The sequence below is a fragment of the Embleya scabrispora DSM 41855 genome (genome assembly GCF_000372745.1).
Lineage (GTDB): Bacteria > Actinomycetota > Actinomycetes > Streptomycetales > Streptomycetaceae > Embleya > Embleya scabrispora.
This window is the reverse complement of the sequence record NZ_KB889676.1, coordinates 85,212-104,913: the sequence shown is the minus strand read 5'-3', so window position 1 is coordinate 104,913 and position 19,702 is coordinate 85,212. Positions and strand designations below refer to the sequence as shown.

16 protein-coding genes, 3 tRNA genes and 2 pseudogenes are annotated in these 19,702 nt (G+C 70.3%); 13 read left to right on the top strand and 8 right to left on the bottom strand.

Features of this window, described 5'->3' with window-relative positions; all coding sequences use genetic code 11:
- The first annotated feature begins 406 nt into the window (after positions 1-406).
- A complete protein-coding gene (gene cimA / locus A3IC_RS0127570) occupies positions 407-2,035 on the top strand; it encodes a citramalate synthase (protein WP_020553301.1) in 1,629 nt (542 codons plus the stop codon).
- An 18-nt stretch (positions 2,036-2,053) separates the two neighbouring features.
- Here the strand turns inward: cimA and A3IC_RS0127565 are convergent, their stop codons facing one another.
- From A3IC_RS0127565 to A3IC_RS56850, 5 genes and pseudogenes are all read right to left on the bottom strand, one after another.
- Entirely contained in the window at positions 2,054-2,518 is a 465-nt protein-coding gene (locus A3IC_RS0127565; protein WP_020553300.1) for a hypothetical protein, read from the bottom strand.
- A gap of 308 nt (positions 2,519-2,826) precedes the next feature.
- On the bottom strand, positions 2,827-3,417 hold the full coding sequence (locus A3IC_RS0127560; RefSeq protein WP_063744885.1) for a GTP-binding protein: 591 nt from the start codon (positions 3,415-3,417) through the stop codon (positions 2,827-2,829).
- Positions 3,398-3,730, bottom strand: a pseudogene (locus A3IC_RS0127555) (DUF742 domain-containing protein); the annotation flags it as partial. The pseudogene A3IC_RS0127555 and the gene A3IC_RS0127560, both read right to left, overlap by 20 nt.
- Before the next feature lie 38 nt (positions 3,731-3,768).
- Positions 3,769-4,197 (bottom strand): roadblock/LC7 domain-containing protein, encoded by a 429-nt coding sequence (locus tag A3IC_RS0127550; RefSeq protein WP_020553297.1) that lies wholly within the window; start codon positions 4,195-4,197, stop codon positions 3,769-3,771.
- On the bottom strand, positions 4,194-8,315 hold the full coding sequence (locus A3IC_RS56850) for a sensor histidine kinase (protein WP_052173825.1): 4,122 nt from the start codon (positions 8,313-8,315) through the stop codon (positions 4,194-4,196). Before A3IC_RS56850 ends, A3IC_RS0127550 begins: the two co-directional genes overlap by 4 nt.
- A 518-nt stretch (positions 8,316-8,833) precedes the next feature.
- Here A3IC_RS56850 and A3IC_RS0127540 point away from each other — a divergent pair.
- From A3IC_RS0127540 to A3IC_RS0127520, 5 genes are all read left to right on the top strand, one after another.
- A complete protein-coding gene (locus A3IC_RS0127540; RefSeq protein WP_020553296.1) occupies positions 8,834-9,019 on the top strand; it encodes a hypothetical protein in 186 nt (61 codons plus the stop codon).
- Positions 9,020-9,105: 86 nt separating this feature from the next.
- The gene (locus tag A3IC_RS0127535; protein ID WP_020553295.1) at positions 9,106-9,906 is read left to right on the top strand and encodes a fumarylacetoacetate hydrolase family protein; all 801 of its coding nucleotides are present in this window, start codon (positions 9,106-9,108) and stop codon (positions 9,904-9,906) included.
- Positions 9,907-10,090: 184 nt separating this feature from the next.
- Positions 10,091-10,162 (top strand) — tRNA-Gln (locus A3IC_RS0127530).
- A 51-nt stretch (positions 10,163-10,213) separates the two neighbouring features.
- Positions 10,214-10,289, top strand: a tRNA-Glu gene (locus A3IC_RS0127525).
- Between the two features lie 50 nt (positions 10,290-10,339).
- A tRNA-Glu gene (locus A3IC_RS0127520) sits at positions 10,340-10,412 on the top strand.
- Positions 10,413-10,557: 145 nt separating this feature from the next.
- On the opposite strand, the gene A3IC_RS0127515 is transcribed toward A3IC_RS0127520, so the two are convergent.
- Complete coding sequence (locus A3IC_RS0127515; protein ID WP_026218813.1) at positions 10,558-11,283, bottom strand: IclR family transcriptional regulator; 726 nt, start codon at positions 11,281-11,283, stop codon at positions 10,558-10,560.
- A 221-nt stretch (positions 11,284-11,504) separates the two neighbouring features.
- Here A3IC_RS0127515 and leuC point away from each other — a divergent pair, with 221 nt between their 5' ends.
- From leuC to A3IC_RS0127495, 4 genes are all read left to right on the top strand, one after another.
- Positions 11,505-12,917, top strand: coding sequence for a 3-isopropylmalate dehydratase large subunit (leuC, locus tag A3IC_RS0127510; protein ID WP_020553293.1), 1,413 nt, complete (start codon positions 11,505-11,507; stop codon positions 12,915-12,917).
- A gap of 3 nt (positions 12,918-12,920) precedes the next feature.
- Positions 12,921-13,517 (top strand): 3-isopropylmalate dehydratase small subunit, encoded by a 597-nt coding sequence (gene leuD, locus A3IC_RS0127505; protein ID WP_020553292.1) that lies wholly within the window; start codon positions 12,921-12,923, stop codon positions 13,515-13,517.
- A 122-nt stretch (positions 13,518-13,639) separates the two neighbouring features.
- On the top strand, positions 13,640-13,921 hold the full coding sequence (locus A3IC_RS0127500; protein ID WP_052173824.1) for an SCO5555 family protein: 282 nt from the start codon (positions 13,640-13,642) through the stop codon (positions 13,919-13,921).
- A gap of 116 nt (positions 13,922-14,037) precedes the next feature.
- Entirely contained in the window at positions 14,038-14,844 is an 807-nt protein-coding gene (locus A3IC_RS0127495; RefSeq protein WP_020553290.1) for an HU family DNA-binding protein, read from the top strand.
- Positions 14,845-15,010: 166 nt separating this feature from the next.
- Here A3IC_RS0127495 and A3IC_RS0127490 read toward each other — a convergent pair whose 3' ends face one another.
- Together A3IC_RS0127490 and cofC are read right to left on the bottom strand one after the other, a co-directional pair.
- Complete coding sequence (locus tag A3IC_RS0127490) at positions 15,011-15,223, bottom strand: hypothetical protein (RefSeq protein ID WP_020553289.1); 213 nt, start codon at positions 15,221-15,223, stop codon at positions 15,011-15,013.
- A 47-nt stretch (positions 15,224-15,270) separates the two neighbouring features.
- Positions 15,271-15,990: a 2-phospho-L-lactate guanylyltransferase gene (gene cofC / locus A3IC_RS56845; RefSeq protein ID WP_079026715.1), complete on the bottom strand. Its 720-nt coding sequence runs from the start codon at positions 15,988-15,990 to the stop codon at positions 15,271-15,273.
- Between the two features lie 252 nt (positions 15,991-16,242).
- On the opposite strand from cofC, the pseudogene A3IC_RS0127480 reads away from it, so the two are divergent.
- The 3 genes and pseudogenes from A3IC_RS0127480 to A3IC_RS0127470 form a co-directional block, all read left to right on the top strand.
- Positions 16,243-16,917: pseudogene (locus A3IC_RS0127480) on the top strand (lysophospholipid acyltransferase family protein); the annotation flags it as partial.
- 302 nt (positions 16,918-17,219) lie between these two features.
- Entirely contained in the window at positions 17,220-18,215 is a 996-nt protein-coding gene (locus A3IC_RS0127475) for an NAD(P)H-dependent glycerol-3-phosphate dehydrogenase (protein ID WP_026218812.1), read from the top strand.
- Between the two features lie 276 nt (positions 18,216-18,491).
- Entirely contained in the window at positions 18,492-19,634 is a 1,143-nt protein-coding gene (locus A3IC_RS0127470) for a D-alanine--D-alanine ligase family protein (RefSeq protein ID WP_020553284.1), read from the top strand.
- The last annotated feature ends 68 nt before the right edge of the window (positions 19,635-19,702 follow it).

Sequence of the window (19,702 nt, the reverse complement as noted above, 5' to 3'; positions counted from 1 at the left end):
ATCACCGGTCGACGATCAAGTCGTGGGCGCTGACGCGCCGGGGGAGCGGCCGGAGCCGCAGCGGTCTTCACCGCGCCGCCGAGGTGCCCCGGCCTGGGGGTGAACCGCAGCTCGTTCACCCGGCGGAGCGGGTCGGCGCACAAAAGTTCGCTCGTCCCGCCCACATTGTGAGACCACACGACCACGGGCAAGCGGATGTGCCAGACTCCGAAGCATGCAGCAGTGGCTCATTATTAGCCGCAGCGTGCCGGCAACGGGTTGATCCCCCCACAAGGGGTGCACACCGCCCACCGCCCGCACGCAGACCTCTCGCGACCGCGAGGGGTCTTTTTGTTTGCCGCCCGACCCCGGCGGTGATCGTGCGCGTGGGCCCGCCATTTGTTGATCGACGGGAGAACCGAGGCCAATGCACCCCACGACGACCGAACCGAGCGCCTTCCACGTCTTCGACACCACCCTCCGGGACGGTTCGCAGCGCGAGGGCATCAACCTGACGGTGTCCGACAAGCTCACCGTGGCCCGCCACCTGGACGACTTCGGTGTCGGCTTCATCGAGGGCGGCTGGCCGGGCGCCGTACCGCGCGACACCGAGTTCTTCCGCCGGGCCAAGGACGAGCTGCACCTGGCCCACGCCGTCCTGGTCGCGTTCGGCTCGACCCGCAAGGCCGGCACCACGGCCGCCGCGGATCCGCAGGTCCAGGCCCTGCTCGACGCCGAGGCGCCGGTGGTGTGCCTGGTGGCCAAGTCGCACGACAAGCATGTCGCGCTCGCGCTGCGCACCACGTTGGACGAGAACCTGGAGATGGTCCGGGACACCGTCGCCCACCTGCGAGCGCAGGGCCGTCGGGTGTTCGTCGACTGTGAGCACTTCTTCGACGGCTACCGGGCCAACCCCGAGTACGCGCTGAGCGTGGTCGCCGCCGCGCACGACGCGGGCGCCGAGGTGGTCGTGCTGTGCGACACCAACGGCGGGATGTTGCCCAGCGGGGTCCGCGAGATCGTCACCGCCGTGCACGCGGGCACCGGTGCCCGCCTGGGCATCCACGCGCAGGACGACACCGGCTGCGCGGTGGCCAACACCATCGCGGCCGTCGAGGGCGGCGCCACGCACGTCCAGTGCACCGCCAACGGCTACGGCGAACGCGTGGGCAACGCCAACCTGTTCCAGGTGGTGGGCAACCTCGAACTCAAGCAGGACATGCGCGTGCTGCCCGAGGGCAAGCTGCGCGAGATGACCCGGATCTCGCACGCGATCGCCGAGGTGGTCAACCTCGCCCCCTCCACCCACCTGCCCTACGTCGGCGTGTCCGCCTTCGCGCACAAGGCCGGCCTGCACGCGTCCGCGATCAAGGTCGACCCCGACCTGTACCAGCACATCGACCCCGCACTGGTCGGCAACGACATGCGGATGCTGATCTCGGACATGGCCGGCCGCGCCTCGATCGAACTCAAGGGCAAGGAGCTGGGCTACGACCTCTCGGGCGACAAGGACCTGGTCGGCCGGGTGGTCAACCAGGTCAAGGAGCGCGAGGCCGCCGGGTACACGTACGAGGCCGCGGACGCGTCCTTCGAGCTGCTGTTGCGGGACGAGAGCCTGGGCCGCGCACGGTTCTTCACGCTGGAGTCGTGGCGTGCGATCAGCGAACAGCGCGGCGACGGCGTACCGGTGAACGAGGCCACCGTGAAGCTGCGCGCCAAGGGGGAGCGGATCGTCGCGACCGGCGAGGGCAACGGCCCGGTCAACGCGCTCGACCGCGCGCTGCGGCTGGCCCTGGAGCGGATCTACCCGCAGCTCGCGGCGTTCGAGCTGGTGGACTACAAGGTACGGCTGTTGGAGGGCCGACACGGGACGGACGCGATCACGCGCGTGCTGGTGGAGACCACCGACGGCAAGCAGGAGTGGAGCACCGTCGGGGTCGCGGAGAACGTGATCGCGGCGTCGTGGCAGGCCCTGGAGGACGCGTACACCTACGGTCTGCTCAAGGCGGGCCTGTCCCCCGGTGCCCAGGACATCGAGGGAACGGACCGCGCGTAGACCGAATGTGATGAACCGTCAGGGGCGGCCGGGGCGGAACGACCGCCACCCGTCGCCCCACGGTTCGTCCCAACCCGCCGGCAGCGGTGACAGGGACCCCGGCGGCGGCGACGGCAGCGTGGGTTGCACGGGACCGCCGGCCCGCGGTTGCGGCGGCGTCGGTGGGGCGGCGGGTGCCGGGGCGGGTGGGCGCACGGGCGCGGAGGCCAGCGGGCTGGCCGCGGTCATCGGGTTGGGCGGCAGCAGCGGTTCGCTCTCTTCAAGACGTGCCAACTCGCGTCCGACGGCGAAACGTTCGAGCCGCCCTCGGACCTCTTCCGGTTCCCGCGACACGGGTAGTTCCCGGTCGAGGCCGAACTCCTCGGCCGCCGCACCCGGCAGCAGATTGGCCTGCGGGGGCCTTCGCGGCAGCCCCGACTCGGTCGTGCCGTCGACCATCGGAAGGCGGGCCGCTTGCGCTGCGCGCCTGCTGTTGTCGTCCACCGAACCCCACCTCGGTTCGTTGTTGGGCCTGCGCCTCAAAACGTTCTGATATCAATTGGGCAACAGATGACTATGGGATGACCTTAGCAATGTGCGGGTCGAGGCGAGCACTCGGCCGGGCATGTCGCCGAGTCCTGTCACACATTTGTCGAATTTCTCGAACGCCCTTGGGAAACCGGCCACTCGGGCTTCGCGGCCACAACACCTCAGGCGAACCCCGCAATGGGATTCGCCTGAGATGGAGTGGTGCGCAATACGAAAAACAGGTTCGAACAGTTACCGAAGGCCGGCGCGAGCAAGCCCGAAGGTCAGCGCAGGCGAGCCATCAGTGCGTGCTCGACCAGCGTGATCAGGGTCGACTTGGCCGATTCGCGGCGCCGTGCGTCACAGCTCACGATCGGGGTGTCGGGCCCTATCTGCAATGCCTCGCGGACATCCTCCGCGTGGTGGGTCTGCAATCCGTCGAAGCAGTTCAACGCGACGATGAACGGCAGCCCGCTGTTCTCGAAGTAGTCGATCGCGGGGAAGCAATCGGCGAGTCGGCGCGTGTCCACCAGAACCACGGCGCCGATCGCGCCGCGGACCAGGTCGTCCCACATGAACCAGAATCGGTGCTGACCCGGCGTACCGAAGAGGTACAGGATCAGATCCTCGTCCAGCGTGATGCGACCGAAGTCCATCGCGACCGTCGTCGTCTGCTTGTCCGGCGTCGCCGACAGGTCGTCGACACCGGCGCTGGCGGACGTCATGACCGCTTCGGTACGCAGCGGAGCGATCTCCGAAACGGCACCGACGAGCGTGGTCTTGCCCACGCCGAATCCGCNGGCGACGACGATTTTCGCCGACGTGGTGGAGGACCTGGCGGGAGCCGGGCCCGGGCTAGAGCTTGCGAAGTCCACTGAGCACCCTTTCGAGCAGCGTGACGTCCGGCTGCCCCTGGTCGTTCCCGGGCTGGTGAATGACCACCAGCCCGGCTTCGGCGAGGTCCGCGACGAGTACGCGGGCGACGCCGAGCGGGATGGTGAGCAGAGCCGAGATCTCGGCTACCGACTTGACCTCCCGACACAGCGCACAGATGCGCTGGTGCTCGGGCAACAGGCCGGGTGGGTTGGCCACCTGAGGTGTCGTGGTGACCAGGGCCTCCAGCGCGAGCTGATAGCGAGGCCGGGTGCGACCACCGGTCATGGCGTACGGGCGGACCAGGGTCTCGTGAAACTCCTGGTCCCCGTGATCGGACATATCCGGAGGTGTCATCGCGGCAGTGCACCTTGGAGTTCGGCGCGCAAGGCCGGCGTGAGCACGGCGCCCGCGCGGTCCACGAGCAGGGCCATCTCGTAGCCGATCAGGCCGATGTCACACTCCGGCGACGCCAGTACGGCCAGCGACGAGCCGTCCGAAATCGACATGATAAAGAGGAAACCCCGTTCCATTTCCACGACCGTCTGGGTCACGTGCCCGCCCTCGAAGATACGGGACGCACCCTGGGTCAGGCTGGTCAAACCCGATGCGACGGCGGCGAGCTGATCCGCCCGGTCGCGAGGGAAGCCCTCGGACAGGGCGAGCAGCAGGCCGTCCGCGGAGACCACGACCGTGTGCGACACCCCGGGGGTGTTGTCCACGAAGTTCGTGATCAGCCAGTTCAGGTTCTGCGCGGCCTGGCTCAACGACTTCTCAGTCATGCCTGCTCCTGGTTGTTCTCGTCACGAGGCCGAGGGGCGGATCCCCCGGACCCGGCGGTGCGACCCTGCTGGATGCCCCGGCGGAAGTTGGTCAGTCGCCCGCGAACCTCGTCGGGCGACCGGGACAGGCCCGGAGCGCCCGGCGTGGGCCGGCCCGACTGCTCCTGACGGGTGCCGGGTGCGGCAGGACCCGCACCCGGGTGGCCCGGGGCCTGAGCCCCGCCGGACTGCTCGACGCCGCCCGGCACCAGGTTGGCGCGGGGCACACGGCGAGGCAGGCCCGCTCCGGTGGTGCCACCCGAGGACGGCTCGCGAGCGGCCTCCGCCGCGCGCCAACCGTCGTCACCGGCCGAGTACCAGCCGGACTGCTGACCCTGAGGGCCGACGGCGGGTGCGACCGCGGGGGACTGCTCGACAAACTCGTCCGGTTCCGTCGGCGTCCCGAACATGTCGGTGACGGGCTGCTGACGCCCACCACCGAAGGCCGGGGCCTGCTCGACCGGTGCCGGTGCCTGCGGCGGGTTGGTCGCCATCGGCACCCGACGGTCGAGATCGCCGAGCGGACTCGGCTCGGCCGCCTGCTCGCGCGCCGGCGCGGCCTGCTCCTCGCCTCGCGGCGTGGAACGGACCTGCGCCGCTCGCATCCGGCCGCCACGGTTGCCCTGGCGGTGGAACCAGTCGGATTCGAGCGTGTCGAAGATCGGCAGCCTACCGTCGTCGCCGGTGCTCGGCGGCGCGCTCATGTCCAACTCGGACGGAGCGGGCAGTTGTTCGGCGTTTTCCGGCGCACCCACCGGCGCGAAGGGCGAGCCCTCCGAGCGGTCGGATCCCACCGGTGCGAACGGCGAGGCCGCCGGCCGCACATCGCCCTGCGGGCCGCGTACCTGCTCGGCCCGGGTGTGCTCGTCCCGCTCCTGCCGCGCGGGCTCGGGGCGAGCCTGCGGGGCGAGACCACGCAGCACCGGCAGCGAGTCCCCGGTCGGGGGCTGCTCGCCGTCGCGAGGAGTACGACCGCGCTGCGGCAGTTCCTCCCGACGGGTCAGTTCCTCGCGGCGCGGCGTGTCGTAGCCGGTCGGCACCTCGGCCGGCGGCGCGACGGGCTCGACCGGCAGCGGTGCCACCGGGGTGAGTTCGTCGTACTCGGTGCCCCACGGAGCGGGCGCGCGCTCGTCCTGCCGGGGCGCGAGCTCCGCGCCCGGGCGGCCGAACGGCTGCGCGGGCTGCTCGTAGCCGCCTCGGTCGATCTCGGCCCCGGGCCGCGGCTCGTCCGCGTACGGCGCACCGAACGGCGACGCGAACTGCGAGGTGTCACCCGCGCGTCCCAGCTCGTCCACGGGCTGCGGAGCGGCCGGGAACGCCCCGGTGTCCTGCCCGTACCGCGTCCGGCGCGACTCGGCCTCGCGGCCGTCGTCGCCGGTGCCGAACATCGGCGCCGAAGGCGCGGCCGGGAAGGCCCCGGTGCGCGGGTCGTCCGCGTGCGGCTGGTGCTGCGGCGGCTGCGGCAGCACCGGCGCGAACGGGTTGTCGTCCCGACCGGGCGTGGCCGGCGGCGGCGAACTCGGCGCGCGGTGCGCACCCGTGCTGGTGACACCCGGCTCGCTCGCGAACGGGTTCACCGTGCCCGGGTACGGCGTGTCCGTACCGGCCGAGCCGTCCTGGAAGGACGGGGCCGCGAAGGACTGCGTGCTGCCGTACGACGGCTCCTGCTGGACCGGGGCCTGCGCCGGCTGGTTGCCGGCGTTCTGGTTGTTCCGGTGGTCGGGAGCGTGGTTCGGCTGCGGAGCCTGGTTGACCGGCTGGGCCGGTGCCTCGGCGCCCCGCTGCGGCAGTTCGCGTCGCCGGTTGCGCTCCTGGGCCCGGCTGCCCACCCGGGGCCCGGGCAGAGCCTGCGCGGGCGGTGCGGCCGCGGGCAGTTCCTCGGTCCAGCCGGAGACGGCCGCCGCGGTCTTGTCGCCGCCCTTGCTCCACCCGTCGCCGCCACCGGGGCGGTCGCCCTGGATGAGTTCGATCGGGAGCATGACCAGCGCGGTGGTACCGCCACCCTCGCCCGGCCGGAGCTGGACGCGGATGCCGTGTCGGGTGGCCAGTCGGCCGACCACGAACAGACCCATGCGGCGCGAGATGGACACGTCCACCACCGGCGGGCGAGCCAGCCGCTGGTTGGCGTCGGCGAGGTCGTCGCCGGTGAGCCCGATGCCGTTGTCGTGGATCTCGATCAGCGCGCGACCGTCCGGCAGGATGTGGCCGGTGACGCGCACCTTGGTGTGCGGGCTGGAGAACGTGGTCGAGTTCTCCAGCAACTCGGCGAGCAGGTGCACGAGGTCGTTGACCGCGCGGCCGGCGATGTCGGTGGTGGGCAGTGCGCCCAACTCGACCCGCTCGTACTGCTCCACCTCGGAGGCCGCGGCGCGCAGCACGTCGACCAGCGGAACCGGTCGGGTCCAGCGGCGGCCGGGCTCCTCACCCGCGAGCACCAGGAGGTTCTCACCGTTGCGGCGCATACGCGTCGCGAGGTGGTCGAGCTTGAACAGGTTGGCCAGCTGGTCCGGGTCCGCCTCGCGGTTCTCCAGGTCGGAGATGAGCGCGAGCTGACGCTGGATCAGGCTCTGGCTGCGCCGCGAGAGGTTGACGAACATCGCGTTGACGTTGCCTCGCAGCAGGGCCTGCTCGGCCGCGAGTCGCACAGCCTCGGCGTGCACCGCGTCGAACGCGCGGGCCACCTGGCCGATTTCGTCCCGGGACAACACGCCGATCGGCTCGATCGCCAGATCCACGTCGCCGGGATCGGACTCGGAGAGTCGGCGCACCGTCTCGGGCAGTCGCTCCTCGGCGACCTCCAGCGCGGAGCGGCGCAGCGTGTTCAGCGACCGCACCAGCGACCGCGCCACGATCACACCGAGCAGGATGGTGATCAACAACGCGCCGACGACGAGGATCGTGTTGATCAACGCGTCGGTACGGGCCTCGTCGCGCAGATCCTTCGAGGTGGCGGTCAGCTTGAGCCCGAGTTGGGCCTCGACCTGGCCGAGCGCGCTGATCTTGTCCGTGGACAACGTCCACCACTCCTGCGTGGTGAAGTCGTTCGCGTTCTCCAGCCGGGCCAGGCCGTTCGGCTTGTTGTTGGAGGCCAAGGCGGCGTTGACCATGCTCTTGAAGAGCTGGAACCGCTCCTCGACCGCGGTGATCTTGTCCCGGCTGACACTGGCCTTGTAGACCGTGTTCCAGTCGGAGGGCGCGACGCTGGTGAAACCGCGAATCGCGTTCTGCTCGGACTCGTTCAGCCGGGCGAGCGTCTCGCTCGCCTCCAGCGGGATCTCGTTCGGCTTGAGGCCGTACGCGATCACTGCGGCGCGCTGCGCGGACGCGTACGCCTTCGACTCACCGAACGAACCGAGGGCGCGGGCGCCCTGGATCAGGTCGGGGTCGCGGGTGACCTCGGGCGCCTCCTGGTTGATCTGCAGCAACTGCAGAATCATCTTGTTGTAGGCGTCGACCGTGCTGCGGGTGCTCGTGCGGAAGGCGTCCTGACGGGTTCGGTTGAGCTCCGTCAGCGAGTGGCCGATGTCCTTGAGCGTGGCGCCGAGCACCGGCATCGAGTCGGTATTCATCTTCGCGACGGCCGCGTTGTAGACGGTGACCTGGTCGTCGGTGGTCTTCTTGGCCTTGTTGACCTCGGCCGTCAGATCCGACGAGGGAGCCACACTCGCCTGCGCGAGCAGGTCGCGTTCCTGCTCCAGCCACGTGGCCAGCGTCGAGGCCTGATCGATGATGGCAGCGGCCTTTTGCACCGTGTCCATCTCGCGGGTCTTGTCGATCGACGACTGGATACGCAGGCCACCGAGCAACGCGGCGACCACGACCGGGAGCAGGAGCAGCGCGGTGATCCGGGTACGGATGCGCCAGTTCCTGATCGAGAACAGCAACTTGAGCCGGGACGGTGCCGCCCCGGTGGGCCGGGCTGCCCCGGCGCCGGCTAGGGAGTCCCCGACGGAGTCGGAGGGCTCGTTGGCGTCCTGGGGTCCGCTGGCTTGCTGCGGGGCTCGCACCTCCGGCGTGGAGGGGCCGGCCGTGGCCGGGGCCCCTGCGGAGTCGTGCTGCTTCTTCCGACGTCCCTGCACTAGCGTCGCAACCTCTTGTGACCAGTCGTTAGACCCGCCGGTAAGGCGAGGCTCGTGTGCGTAAATCCCTGGATTCGCGTTCTTCCCAGGGCACCTCGGCCGCGTTCGCGCGCTGAGGTGAAGGAACTCCGCTTGTTGGGAACCACCCCCGTGGTCGCAGGCATTTCAGCACAGCCACGGGGCGGCAACAAGATAGCGGGGTCCGGACATAAGGACATTGCGACCGATCTTGGCGGTTAACCCGTTTCGTGGGGTAAGCAACCGGTATTAAGGGACGATCAAGGGCAAAATGCCACACGTTTGTCGAGGTTCCGGGGAGGTGAAAATCACATATTGATGTCCCGGTTCGAACACCTGGTGTAAACCGTGATGTGCAGTCGGTGATCGAGCCGTCGGGTGACCCGTGACCACCCCTGACGTAACCACGGGTAATCTTGGAGAACAAGGCTGCACCCTGCACGCAGTTGTGACTGCGCCCCGCATGCGGCGCGAACAAGGAAGAGCGAGAACCGGGAACCGTGGACAACATCAGTACGCACCGCCCCAGCACGGCCAACCCCAGGCGGACCCAGGTGGACGTGGTCCTGCCCGGCCCGCGAACGGCCCAGGCGGCAGTCGGACAGTCGGTCATCGCCGAGGTGCGGACCGCGAACCCGAGGCGCACCAACCTGATGGACGCCCCGCCGGTGGACGCGCACGCCTGACCCGCAGCACCATCCGCCGAAGCGCTCGGCGCCCGCGTAGCCTTGGGCACGTCTCGTTCGTGTCTCTTCGGCAAGGGTGACCCATCTTGCGCATCGCCAGGTTCTCCACCGACGATTCCGTCTCCTTCGGGGTGGTGACCGGCGACGCCGACCAGCCCGAGTCGCTGGTGGTGCACGCCCTCGCCGGCCACCCGTTCGGCGAACTGCGGCCCACCGGCGCCCAGTACCCGCTGTCCTCGGTTCGCCTGCTCGCGCCCGTGTTGCCGAGCAAGGTCGTCGCGATCGGCAAGAACTACGCCGCGCACGCCGCCGAGATGGGCTCGGTCGTCCCCGACGCGCCGATCACCTTCCTCAAGCCATCCACGTCGGTGATCGGCCACGGCGACGGCATCGCCTACCCGCAGATCTCCGACGACGTGCACCACGAGGCCGAACTGGCCGTGGTGATCGGCCGGATGTGCCGGGACGTGCCGGCCGAGCGCGCGGCCGAGGTGATCTTCGGCTTCACCTGCGCCAACGACGTGACCGCGCGCGACCTCCAGCGCAGCGAGGGCCAGTGGGGTCGGGCCAAGGGCATGGACACCTTCTGTCCGCTGGGCCCGTGGGTGGAGACCGACATCACCCTTGCCCAGGTCGGCGAGGGCGAGGGGCTGACCGTGGCGTGCACCGTCAACGGCGAGGTGCGCCAGGCGGGCAGTACCGGCCAGATGATCCGCACCGTCACCGAGTTGATCGTGCACGTGACCCAGGCGATGACGCTGTTGCCCGGCGACGTGCTGCTCACCGGCACCCCGGCCGGCGTCGGCCCGCTGCACGTGGGCGACCGGGTCTCGGTCACCGTCGGTGGTGTCGGCACCCTGACCAATACCGTGATCAAGCGCGGCTGACCGGGCGCGCGCGGGCAATCGTGGGCGCAACACCCGGACTTGTGGCGATTCGAACGAGGGTCCGGTAACCCGTTTTGGTCACGCGCGCCTCATCGGGTAAAGTTCTTCTCGTGCCGCCCCGCAAGGGAGCGGCGCGGAGCGAAGTCCTCGCAAAAGCCCCCGGGCACCGCGAAGGACCGAGCATTGGGGTATGGGGTAATTGGCAGCCCGACGGTTTCTGGTTCCGTTAGTCTAGGTTCGAGTCCTGGTACCCCAGCTGCATCGTCTTCGGGCGATGTCGCTGGAAGAAGTTCATGATTGATGATCTGGCCCCGTTGTGTAGTGGCCTAGCACGTCGCCCTCTCAAGGCGGTAGCGCGGGTTCGAATCCCGTCGGGGCTACCAGATCAGCCGTTCGCGGCTTCCACGGCACAGAGCATCATCCAGCAGTACGAGGCCCCGTTGTGTAGTGGCCTAGCACGCCGCCCTCTCAAGGCGGTAGCGCGGGTTCGAATCCCGTCGGGGCTACCTCGAAGAAGAAGACCTCTCGCAGGCGCGGGAGGTCTTCTTCGTTTTCCGATGCGAACGCCGCCGGGTGTGCGTGCGTCGTGCCCAACGGCCGTATGTGGCGCGGCTCCCCGGACGCCCGTAGGCGTCCGGGGGACCGGGGCGGTCAGACCTCCACCTGCGCCCGGCGCAGCGCGTCGGACAGCTTGGCGGCGGCCTCCATCACGGCCTGCGCGTGCAGTCGGCCCGGGTGCCGGGTCAGCCGCTCGATCGGGCCGGAGACGGACACGGCGGCCACCACGCGGTTGCTCGGGCCACGCACGGCAGCGGAGACGGACGCCACGCCCGGCTCGCGCTCGCCGATGCTCTGCGCCCAGCCGCGGCGGCGCACGCCGGAGAGCGTGGTCGCGGTGAACCGGGCGCCCTGCAGGCCCCGGTGCAGGCGCTCGGGCTCCTCCCACGCGAGCAGGCATTGCGCGGCGGAACCGGCCTTCATCGGCAGCGTGCTGCCCACCGGGACGGTGTCGCGCAGGCCGGAGAGCCGCTCGGCCGCGGCCACGCACACACGCATGTCGCCTTGGCGCCGGTACAGCTGCGCGCTCTCGCCGGTGATGTCGCGCATGTGCGCGAGTACCGGGTGCGCGGCGGCCAGCAACCGGTCCTCGCCGGCCGCGGCGGCCAGCTCGGCCAGGCGCGGGCCGAGTACGAAACGCCCCTGCATGTCGCGTGCGACCAGGCGGTGGTGTTCCAGGGCCACCGCGAGTCGATGCGCGGTGGGCCGGGCAAGACCGGTTATGGCGACGAGCCCCGCGAGCGTGGCAGGACCGGCTTCGAGCGCGGCCAGCACGACAGCGGCCTTGTCGAGAACGCCGACTCCGCTAGAATTGTCCATGCCTTGATATTGCCGTCTCGGATTACGAGACGCAAGTCCGCGACCGAGGGCGGTGCCGGCACAGTGGCGCAACGCGCCGCACCCGAGCACCGGACAAGACAGCCGGGGGCCGTCGGGATGCGGGGACGCGTCAGCGCGTCGACCGCGGATACGGAATCAGCCGCACCCGCGCGACAAGAGGACACACAGCGCCGGCAATGGCGCCGGCCGGAGGGACAGCGATGGGACGGACACTCGCGGAGAAGGTCTGGGACGCACATGTGGTGCGTCGCGCGGAGGGCGAGCCGGACCTGCTCTACATCGACCTGCACCTGCTGCACGAGGTGACCAGTCCGCAGGCGTTCGACGGTCTGCGTCAGGCCGGTCGCCGGGTTCGCCGCACCGATCTGACGATCGCGACCGAGGACCACAACACGCCGACGCTCGACGTCGACAAACCCATCGCGGACCCGGTTTCGCGCGCCCAGATCGAGACGCTCCGTAAGAACGCCGCCGAATTCGGGGTCCGGATCCACTCGCTGGGCGACGTCGAGCAGGGCATCGTGCACGTGGTCGGTCCGCAGTTGGGTCTGACCCAGCCCGGCATGACGGTGGTCTGCGGCGACAGCCACACCGCCACCCACGGCGCCTTCGGCGCGCTGGCCTTCGGGATCGGCACCAGCCAGGTCGAGCACGTGCTGGCCACCCAGACGCTGCCGATGGCGCCGTTCAAGACGATGGCGGTCACCGTCGAGGGCGACCTGCCCGAGGGCGTGGGCGCCAAGGACCTGATCCTCGCGGTGATCGCGCGGATCGGTACCGGCGGCGGTCAGGGCTACGTCATCGAGTACCGCGGTCAGGCGATCCGGAACCTCTCGATGGAGGGCCGGATGACCGTGTGCAACATGTCGATCGAGGCCGGCGCCCGGGCGGGCATGATCGCGCCCGACGAGACCACGTTCGCGTACCTGAACGGCCGCCCGCACGCGCCGCAGGGCGCGGACTGGGACGCGGCCGTGGCGTACTGGAAGGGTCTGGCGACCGAGGCGGACGCGGTGTTCGACAAGGAGGTCGTCATCGACGCGGCCGAACTGTCGCCGTTCGTCACATGGGGTACCAACCCCGGTCAGGGCGCGCCGCTGGGCGAGTCCGTGCCGGACCCGGTCGCGATCGAGGACCCGGTCGAGCGGGCCGCTGCCCGGAAGGCGATCGCCTACATGGGCCTGACGGCGGGCCAGAAGCTGCGCGACATCGCGGTGGACACCGTCTTCGTCGGCTCGTGCACCAACGGTCGGATCGAGGACCTGCGCGAGGTGGCCGGCATCATCAAGGGCCGCAAGGTCGCCGACGGCGTGCGGATGCTGGTCGTTCCCGGTTCGGTGCGGGTCTCGCTGCAGGCCGTGTCCGAGGGCTTGGACAAGGTGTTCACCGACTTCGGTGCCGAATGGCGCTACGCGGGCTGCTCGATGTGCCTGGGCATGAACCCCGACCAACTCGCCCCCGGCGAGCGCAGCGCGTCCACCTCCAACCGCAACTTCGAGGGGCGGCAGGGCAAGGGCGGCCGTACCCACCTGGTCTCGCCGCAGGTCGCGGCCGCGACCGCCGTGCTGGGCCACCTGGCCGCACCCGCCGACCTGAGCACCGCAGGAGTCTGAGCGATGGAAGCCTTCACCACCCACACCGGAACGGCCGTCCCGCTGCGCGAGAGCAACGTGGACACCGACCAGATCATCCCCGCGCACTGGCTCAAGAAGGTCACCCGCGACGGTTTCGAGGACGGACTGTTCGAAGCCTGGCGCAAGAACCCGGAGTTCGTGCTGAACCAGCCGGAGCGCGCGGGCGCCACCGTCCTGGTCGCGGGCCCCGACTTCGGTACCGGGTCCTCGCGCGAGCACGCGGTGTGGGCCCTACAGAACTACGGGTTCAAGACCGTCATCTCGGCCCGCTTCGCGGACATCTTCCGGGGCAACTCGCAAAAGGGCGGTCTGCTGACCGTCGTGCTGCCGCAGGAGACGGTCGAACGCCTGTGGGCTTTGACCGAAGCGGACCCGACCGCCGAGATCACCGTGGATCTGGTGGACCGTCAGGTTCGCGCGGGTGAGCTCGTCGCCGACTTCGAGATCGACGACTACACGCGTTGGCGGCTGCTCGAAGGGCTGGACGACATCGGTCTGACTCTGCGTCACGAAGAGGACATCACCTCGTTCGAGGCGACTCGACCGACCTGGCTGCCGCGCACCCAACCGGTGGGCTGACCGGCAACTCCCTTATACAGCAGGCAAATCTGCGAAGATCGAGCGGCGGGACGCGGTTGCGTCCCGCCGTTCGCGTGTTCGGTGTCCGCCCCCAATGGGCGCCCCGTTGTGCCCATAGCCGGATGAGCTGTCACAATTGCGGTGTGGAGCACCAAGGCCGACACGTGAACGAGTTCGAAGAAGTGGAACTCTTCGCCGAACTGGCCACCCGGTTGAAGGTCGCCCACGCCCGGGTGCGTAGGCTCCGACTACCGAACGAGGCTAAAGTGGCGCTAATACGCCGCTTGTTGGTCATCACCGACGCGGCAAAGCATGATTTGGCGGACGCCTCGCGGCGACTGACCAAGCTCATGGACGAGTTGGACGCGGGGCCCGCGAGTTCGCGGGACACCGCCGAAGCCTGAATCCGTTGCGACACAAGGGTGATTCGCCCGTTCGGTAATTGCTTCGGCACTTTTGGATGCTTAGCGTGCCCAATGCCGGCTGAACTGTCCCGGCATCGGTTTCCGAAGGGGAAGACGTGAACAAGGCGCAGCTCGTCGAGGCGGTCGCTGACCGACTGGGTGGCCGCAAGGCCGCCGCAGAGGCAGTCGATGCCGTCCTCGACACCATCGTTCGTGCGGTGACGGCGGGAGACCGGGTGTCCATCACGGGCTTCGGCTCGTTCGAGAAGGTGGACCGTCCGGCTCGATACGCCCGCAACCCGCAGACCGGTGAGCGGGTGCGCGTCAAGAAGACCTCGGTGCCGCGCTTCCGCGCGGGCCAGGGCTTCAAGGACTACACCAGCGGGACCAAGAAGCTCCCCAAGCCCAACGTGAAGAGCGCGGCCGCCAAGAGCAGCCCCACTCCCCGCGTGGTCGCGACGGACGCCACGGCGCCCGCCGCGAAGGCGACCACCCGCAAGGCAACTGCGGCGAAGAAGGCGCCGGCGAAGCCGGCCACCTCGCGCGCCGCGGCGGTCAAGACCCCGGCCGCCACGACGCGCAAGACCGCGGCCGCGGCCAAGACGACGACGGCCGCCAAGCCCGCCGCCAAGAAGGCGACCAAGGCACCCGCGACCAAGGCCGCGAGCAAGCCGGCCGTCGCGAAGAAGGTCACGGCCAAGGCCGCGACCACCACGACCAAGGCCACCACCACCAAGGCCGTCAAGAGCACGCCGGCGGCGGCCAAGGCTCCGGCGACCAAGGCGAAGGCGACCAAGGCCGCGCCGAAGGCCGCGACCGCCAAGCCGGCCGCGGCAAAGCCCGCCGCCGCGAAGCCCACCGCTGCCACCAAGGCGCCGGCGGCGAAGAAGCCCGCTGCCAAGCGCGCGACCAAGAAGGTCTGACGCAGCGGATTTCTCGAGCCGGCGACATGCCGGACCACGGCGACGGGCCGGTACCCACACGCGTGGGTGCCGGCCCGTCGCCGTGTCCCGGTCGCCGCGTTCCTGCCGCCGGGTGGGGATCGCCGGGGACGGATCGGCGGGTGTGTCGGTCGGGCCGACGTCGAGCTCAGCGCGGCGGATCCGGCAACGTGTACAGCGTCACCAGCACCACCCGATCACCCGTCGCGTCCATGGTCATCCGCACCCGTTGACCGGGCCGCAGAAAGCGCATCCCGCCGGCGTCGAACGCCGCCGCGTCGAAGGGCACGGGAGAGCCGTCGTCGAGCAGCACGACGCCCTCTCGCGAGTCGGTCTCGAAGGTGTACACGGTGCCCTGCATGCCCCCATTGTGACCGCAGGCGCGACCGTCGCCGATCCGACGCGGCGTCAGGAGGCGGCGGCGCGCGGCGAAAACGGTACGGACGGGAGCACCGCGGCGGTGGCCGCGCCGACCCCGAGTGCGATCGCGGCCCGCAGATCCTCGCCGGTGTCCACGTCCCGGCGCACCGAATCCACGTCGTAGGGCGCGAGTTCGAGCGCCCCCGAGGCCAGGTGCCGAGCCCGGGAGCGGCCCCCGAAGCCGGGCGCCAACGGCACTCCCGCCGCGGCGGCGAGCAGCGTGGTGCCCACGCCCGCCGCGTCCGCCAGGAAGGCCCGCCGCGCGAACGTCGCGGCGGCGAGTACCCGATCCAACTCCTCGGCCCGCAAAGCCGGAAGGTCGGCGGACAGCGCGGCCACCCCGGTCCGCGGCCGCTCGGCGCCGGCCGCCCGGGCCCCGTGCGCGAGCGCGGCGTTGAGACCGCCGCCGACGTCGGCGACCACGTCCGCACCGAGCGCCCGGATCGCCGTCGCGACCCGGACGTCGTCGGTGACCACGAGCACGCCGTGCACACGCGTACAGGTCAGCGCCGCCCGCACGGTGTCGAGCGCGAAGGCGAGAGCGAGTTCGGGGCGATGGCCGGGACCGATCGTGCCGGCGAGGCGACTCTTGGCGATCGACAACGGCTTCACCGGCACCACGAGCCGCCACGCGCGCGTGCCGGAGGGTGCGGTGCGACCATTTCCGGCGGGCCGGCGCCGGCCGGTGGAATCCGTGGCGGGGGACATCGGCAAGATCCTCGCATCCGTACCGTAAGCCCATATCCTCGTCGGTCGACGAGGACGTTTCTCGACAATGCGGAAGGCCCAGGGGAAACTGTGGGGTCCGCGTGTACAGAATCGATGTTCCGCCAGAATCGATGTTCCGCGCTTCTCGCGGGGAACGTGGATTGTGTGAGGAGCGACACGGCAGCGGAACACGCAGCGGGACTTCCGCGCCGATACGCACTGATCTGAAACACATGAACGGGAGGAACGCCGGTGGCCCGCCGAAGGATCGGTTTCTGGTACCGCCTGGCGGTCGTGGTGATCAAGCCCCTGCTGTTGCTGTTCACCAAACGTGACTGGCGGGGCACCGAGAACATCCCGACGTCGGGCGGGTTCGTCACGGCGGTGAACCACATCTCCTATGTCGACCCGCTGACCTACGCGCACTATCAGTACGACAGCGGCCGGGTGCCGCGCTTCCTGGCCAAATCCGGCCTGTTCAAGATCCCCTTCGTCGGCCGGGTGCTGGCCGGCGCCGGCCAGATCCCGGTCTACCGGGACTCCGCGGACGCCGCGCTGGCGTTCCGCGCGGCGGTGGCGGCGGTCGAGAAGGGCGAGTGCGTCGCGGTCTACCCGGAGGGCACCATCACCCGGGACAAGGACCTGTGGCCGATGCCGGGCAAGACCGGCGCGGCCCGGATCGCGCTGACCACCGGTGCCCCGGTGATTCCGGTCGCCCAGTGGGGTGCGCACGAGATGTTGCCGCCGTACGGGAAGCGCCCGCGCCTGCTGCCGCGCAAGACGATGCGCGTGTTGGCCGGGCCGCCGGTGGATCTGGACGAGTTCCGCGGTCGTGAACTGACCGCCGACGTGTTGCGCGGGGCGACCGACCGGATCATGGAGGCGGTGACCGAGTTGTTGGCCGAGCTGCGCGAGGAGGCCGCTCCGCCGGACGCCGGCGTGCGCCGGGTATCCGGCCGCGGGGCCGAGGCCGGGATCGAACCGAGCCGACCGGATTCGAGCGTGCCGGATCCGTTGAAGAAGGATCCGGTCGAGAAGGACGTGGTCGAGCGGGTTTCGGTCGAGAAGGCTTTGGTCGAGCCGGCTGCGGTCGAGCGGGAACCGGTCGGGAAGGCCCCGGTCGGCCAAGCCCCGGTCGAGCGGGTCGCCCGGCCGGAGCCGGTCCGCGCCGAGTGCGCGCGCACCGACGCCGCACAGGCCGAGACCGAGCACACCGAGGATGGCCGCGCATGACGCGTTGCGCGGTATTCGGCATGGGTTCCTGGGGCACCGCCTTCTCGATCGTGCTCGCCGAGGCGGGTTGCGACGTGGTGATGTGGGGCCGGCGCCCGGAAATGGCCGACGCGATCAACGCGCGGCACGAGAACGACGAGTATCTGCCCGGGATCGCCCTACCGACCGGGATCCAGGCCACCACGGATGCGGCGAAGGCGGCCGAGGGCGCGGAGTTCGTGGTGTTGTCGGTACCGTCGCAGACGCTGCGCGGCAACCTCACCACGTGGGCGCCACTGCTGTCCGACGACGCGATCCTGGTCAGCTTGATGAAGGGCGTCGAACTGGGCACCGCGAACCGGATGAGTGAGGTGATCCGCGAGGTCACCGGCGTGTCCGAGGGCCGGATCGCGGTGGTCAGCGGGCCCAACCTGGCCCCCGAGATCGCCCAGCGCCAGCCCGCCGCGAGCGTGGTGGCGTGCGTCGACGAAGAGGTCGCCCGGCGGCTCCAGGCGGCCTGCCACACGCCCTACTTCCGCCCGTACACCAACACCGACGTGGTCGGCGCGGAACTCGGCGGCGCGGTCAAGAACGTGATCGCACTCGCCGTCGGGATGGCCGACGGTATGGGCATGGGCGACAACACCAAGGCCACGCTGATCACCCGAGGGCTGGCCGAGACCGCCCGGCTGGGTGCCGCGATGGGTGCCGACGCGCACACCTTCGCGGGCCTGGCCGGCCTCGGCGACCTGGTGGCCACGTGCACCTCGCCGCTGTCGCGCAACCGCACGTTCGGCGAGAAGATCGGCCGCGGGATGCCGATCGAGGAGGCGGTACGGGACAGCCGACAGATCGCCGAGGGCTTCAAGTCCTGCGAATCCGTGCAACTGCTCGCGCGACGGTACGGCGTCGAGATGCCGATCACCGACGTCGTCGTGTCGATCATGCACGGCGGCAAGCCCCCGTCCGTCGGCATGGCCCTGCTGTCGCGCTCGGCCAAGCCCGAACGCTAGGGGCGAGCCGCGCTTCGCGCGGTGGGCGGCTGCGCCGCCGGCCGCTCTCCTCGCAAGCTCGTCGATCACCGGTCGACACGAACGAGTCGTGGGCGCTGACGCGCCGAGGGGGCGGCCGGGTGGCGTCGCGACGACCGGCGTGAGCGGTGTGCCCGACGCGCGGGGGCGTTTCCGATTGCGGAGGGTCCGAATGCCGTGCGTGTTCGGTGACTTGCACGTCCGCGCCGGACGGGCCCGAGCGCATTCGAACAACGATGGGGATAGGGTCGTCCGACCATGAACGACGTTTCCGGCACCCCCCACCCCACCTCGCGCCCCCGCGTCGCGGTCGTCTTCGGCGGCCGCAGCTCCGAGCACGCGATCTCCTGCGTCACCGCAGGGAGCGTGCTGGCCGCGATCGACCGCGCCAAGTACGACGTGCTGCCGATCGGCATCGGCACCGACGGGCGTTGGATGCTCGTCGGCGACGACCCGGAACGGCTGGCGATCCGCGGCGACCGGCTGCCCGCGGTGGCCGACGTCGCGGAGTCCTCCGCGGCCGTCGTGCTCGCCGCCGACCCCACCTCTCGCGAGATCACCGTGCTCGAACCCGGCGCGCTGCCCAAGCTGCTCGGCGAGATCGACGTTGTCTTCCCGCTCCTGCACGGCCCCTACGGCGAGGACGGCACGTTCCAGGGCTTCCTGGAACTGGCCCAGGTCCCCTATGTCGGGTCCGGCGTGCTCGCCAGCGCGGCGAGCATGGACAAGGAGTACATGAAGGCCCTGTTCACCGGATTCGGACTGCCCTCCGGCCCGTACGCCACGGTGCGCCCGCGCGAATGGGAGCGCGACCCGGCGGCCGTGCGCGAGGCGGTGTCCTCGCTCGGCTTCCCGGTGTTCGTCAAGCCGGCCCGCGCCGGCTCCAGCATGGGCATCACCAAGGTGCACCGGATCGAGGACCTGGACGCGGCGATCGAGGAAGCCCGCCGGCACGATCCCAAGGTGATCGTCGAAGGCATGCTGATCGGGCGTGAGATCGAGTGCGGCGTCCTGGAGTTCGAGGACGGACCGCGCGCGAGCCTGCCGGCCGAGGTACGCGTGGGCGGCGAGCACGAGTTCTACGACTTCGCCGCGAAGTACCTGCCGGACAACGGCACCGAGCTGGACGTGCCGGCGTCGCTGACCAAGGAGCAGACCGCCGAGGTGCAGCGCCTCGCGGTGACCGCCTTCGAGGCGCTGTCCTGCGAGGGCCTGGCCCGGGTGGACTTCTTCCTGCTGGAGAACGGCCACTTCGTGATCAACGAGGTCAACACGATGCCGGGCTTCACCCCGGTGTCGATGTTCCCGAGCATGTGGCAGGCGACCGGCGTCGACTACGCCGAACTGGTCGACCGGCTGATCCAGGCCGCGCTGCGCCGGCCCAACTCACTGCTGCGCTAGGGACGTTCCGCCGGGCCATGCCCGGCGGCCGGCACCTGCGCGAACGAGGGGCGGTCGACGCGTCGACC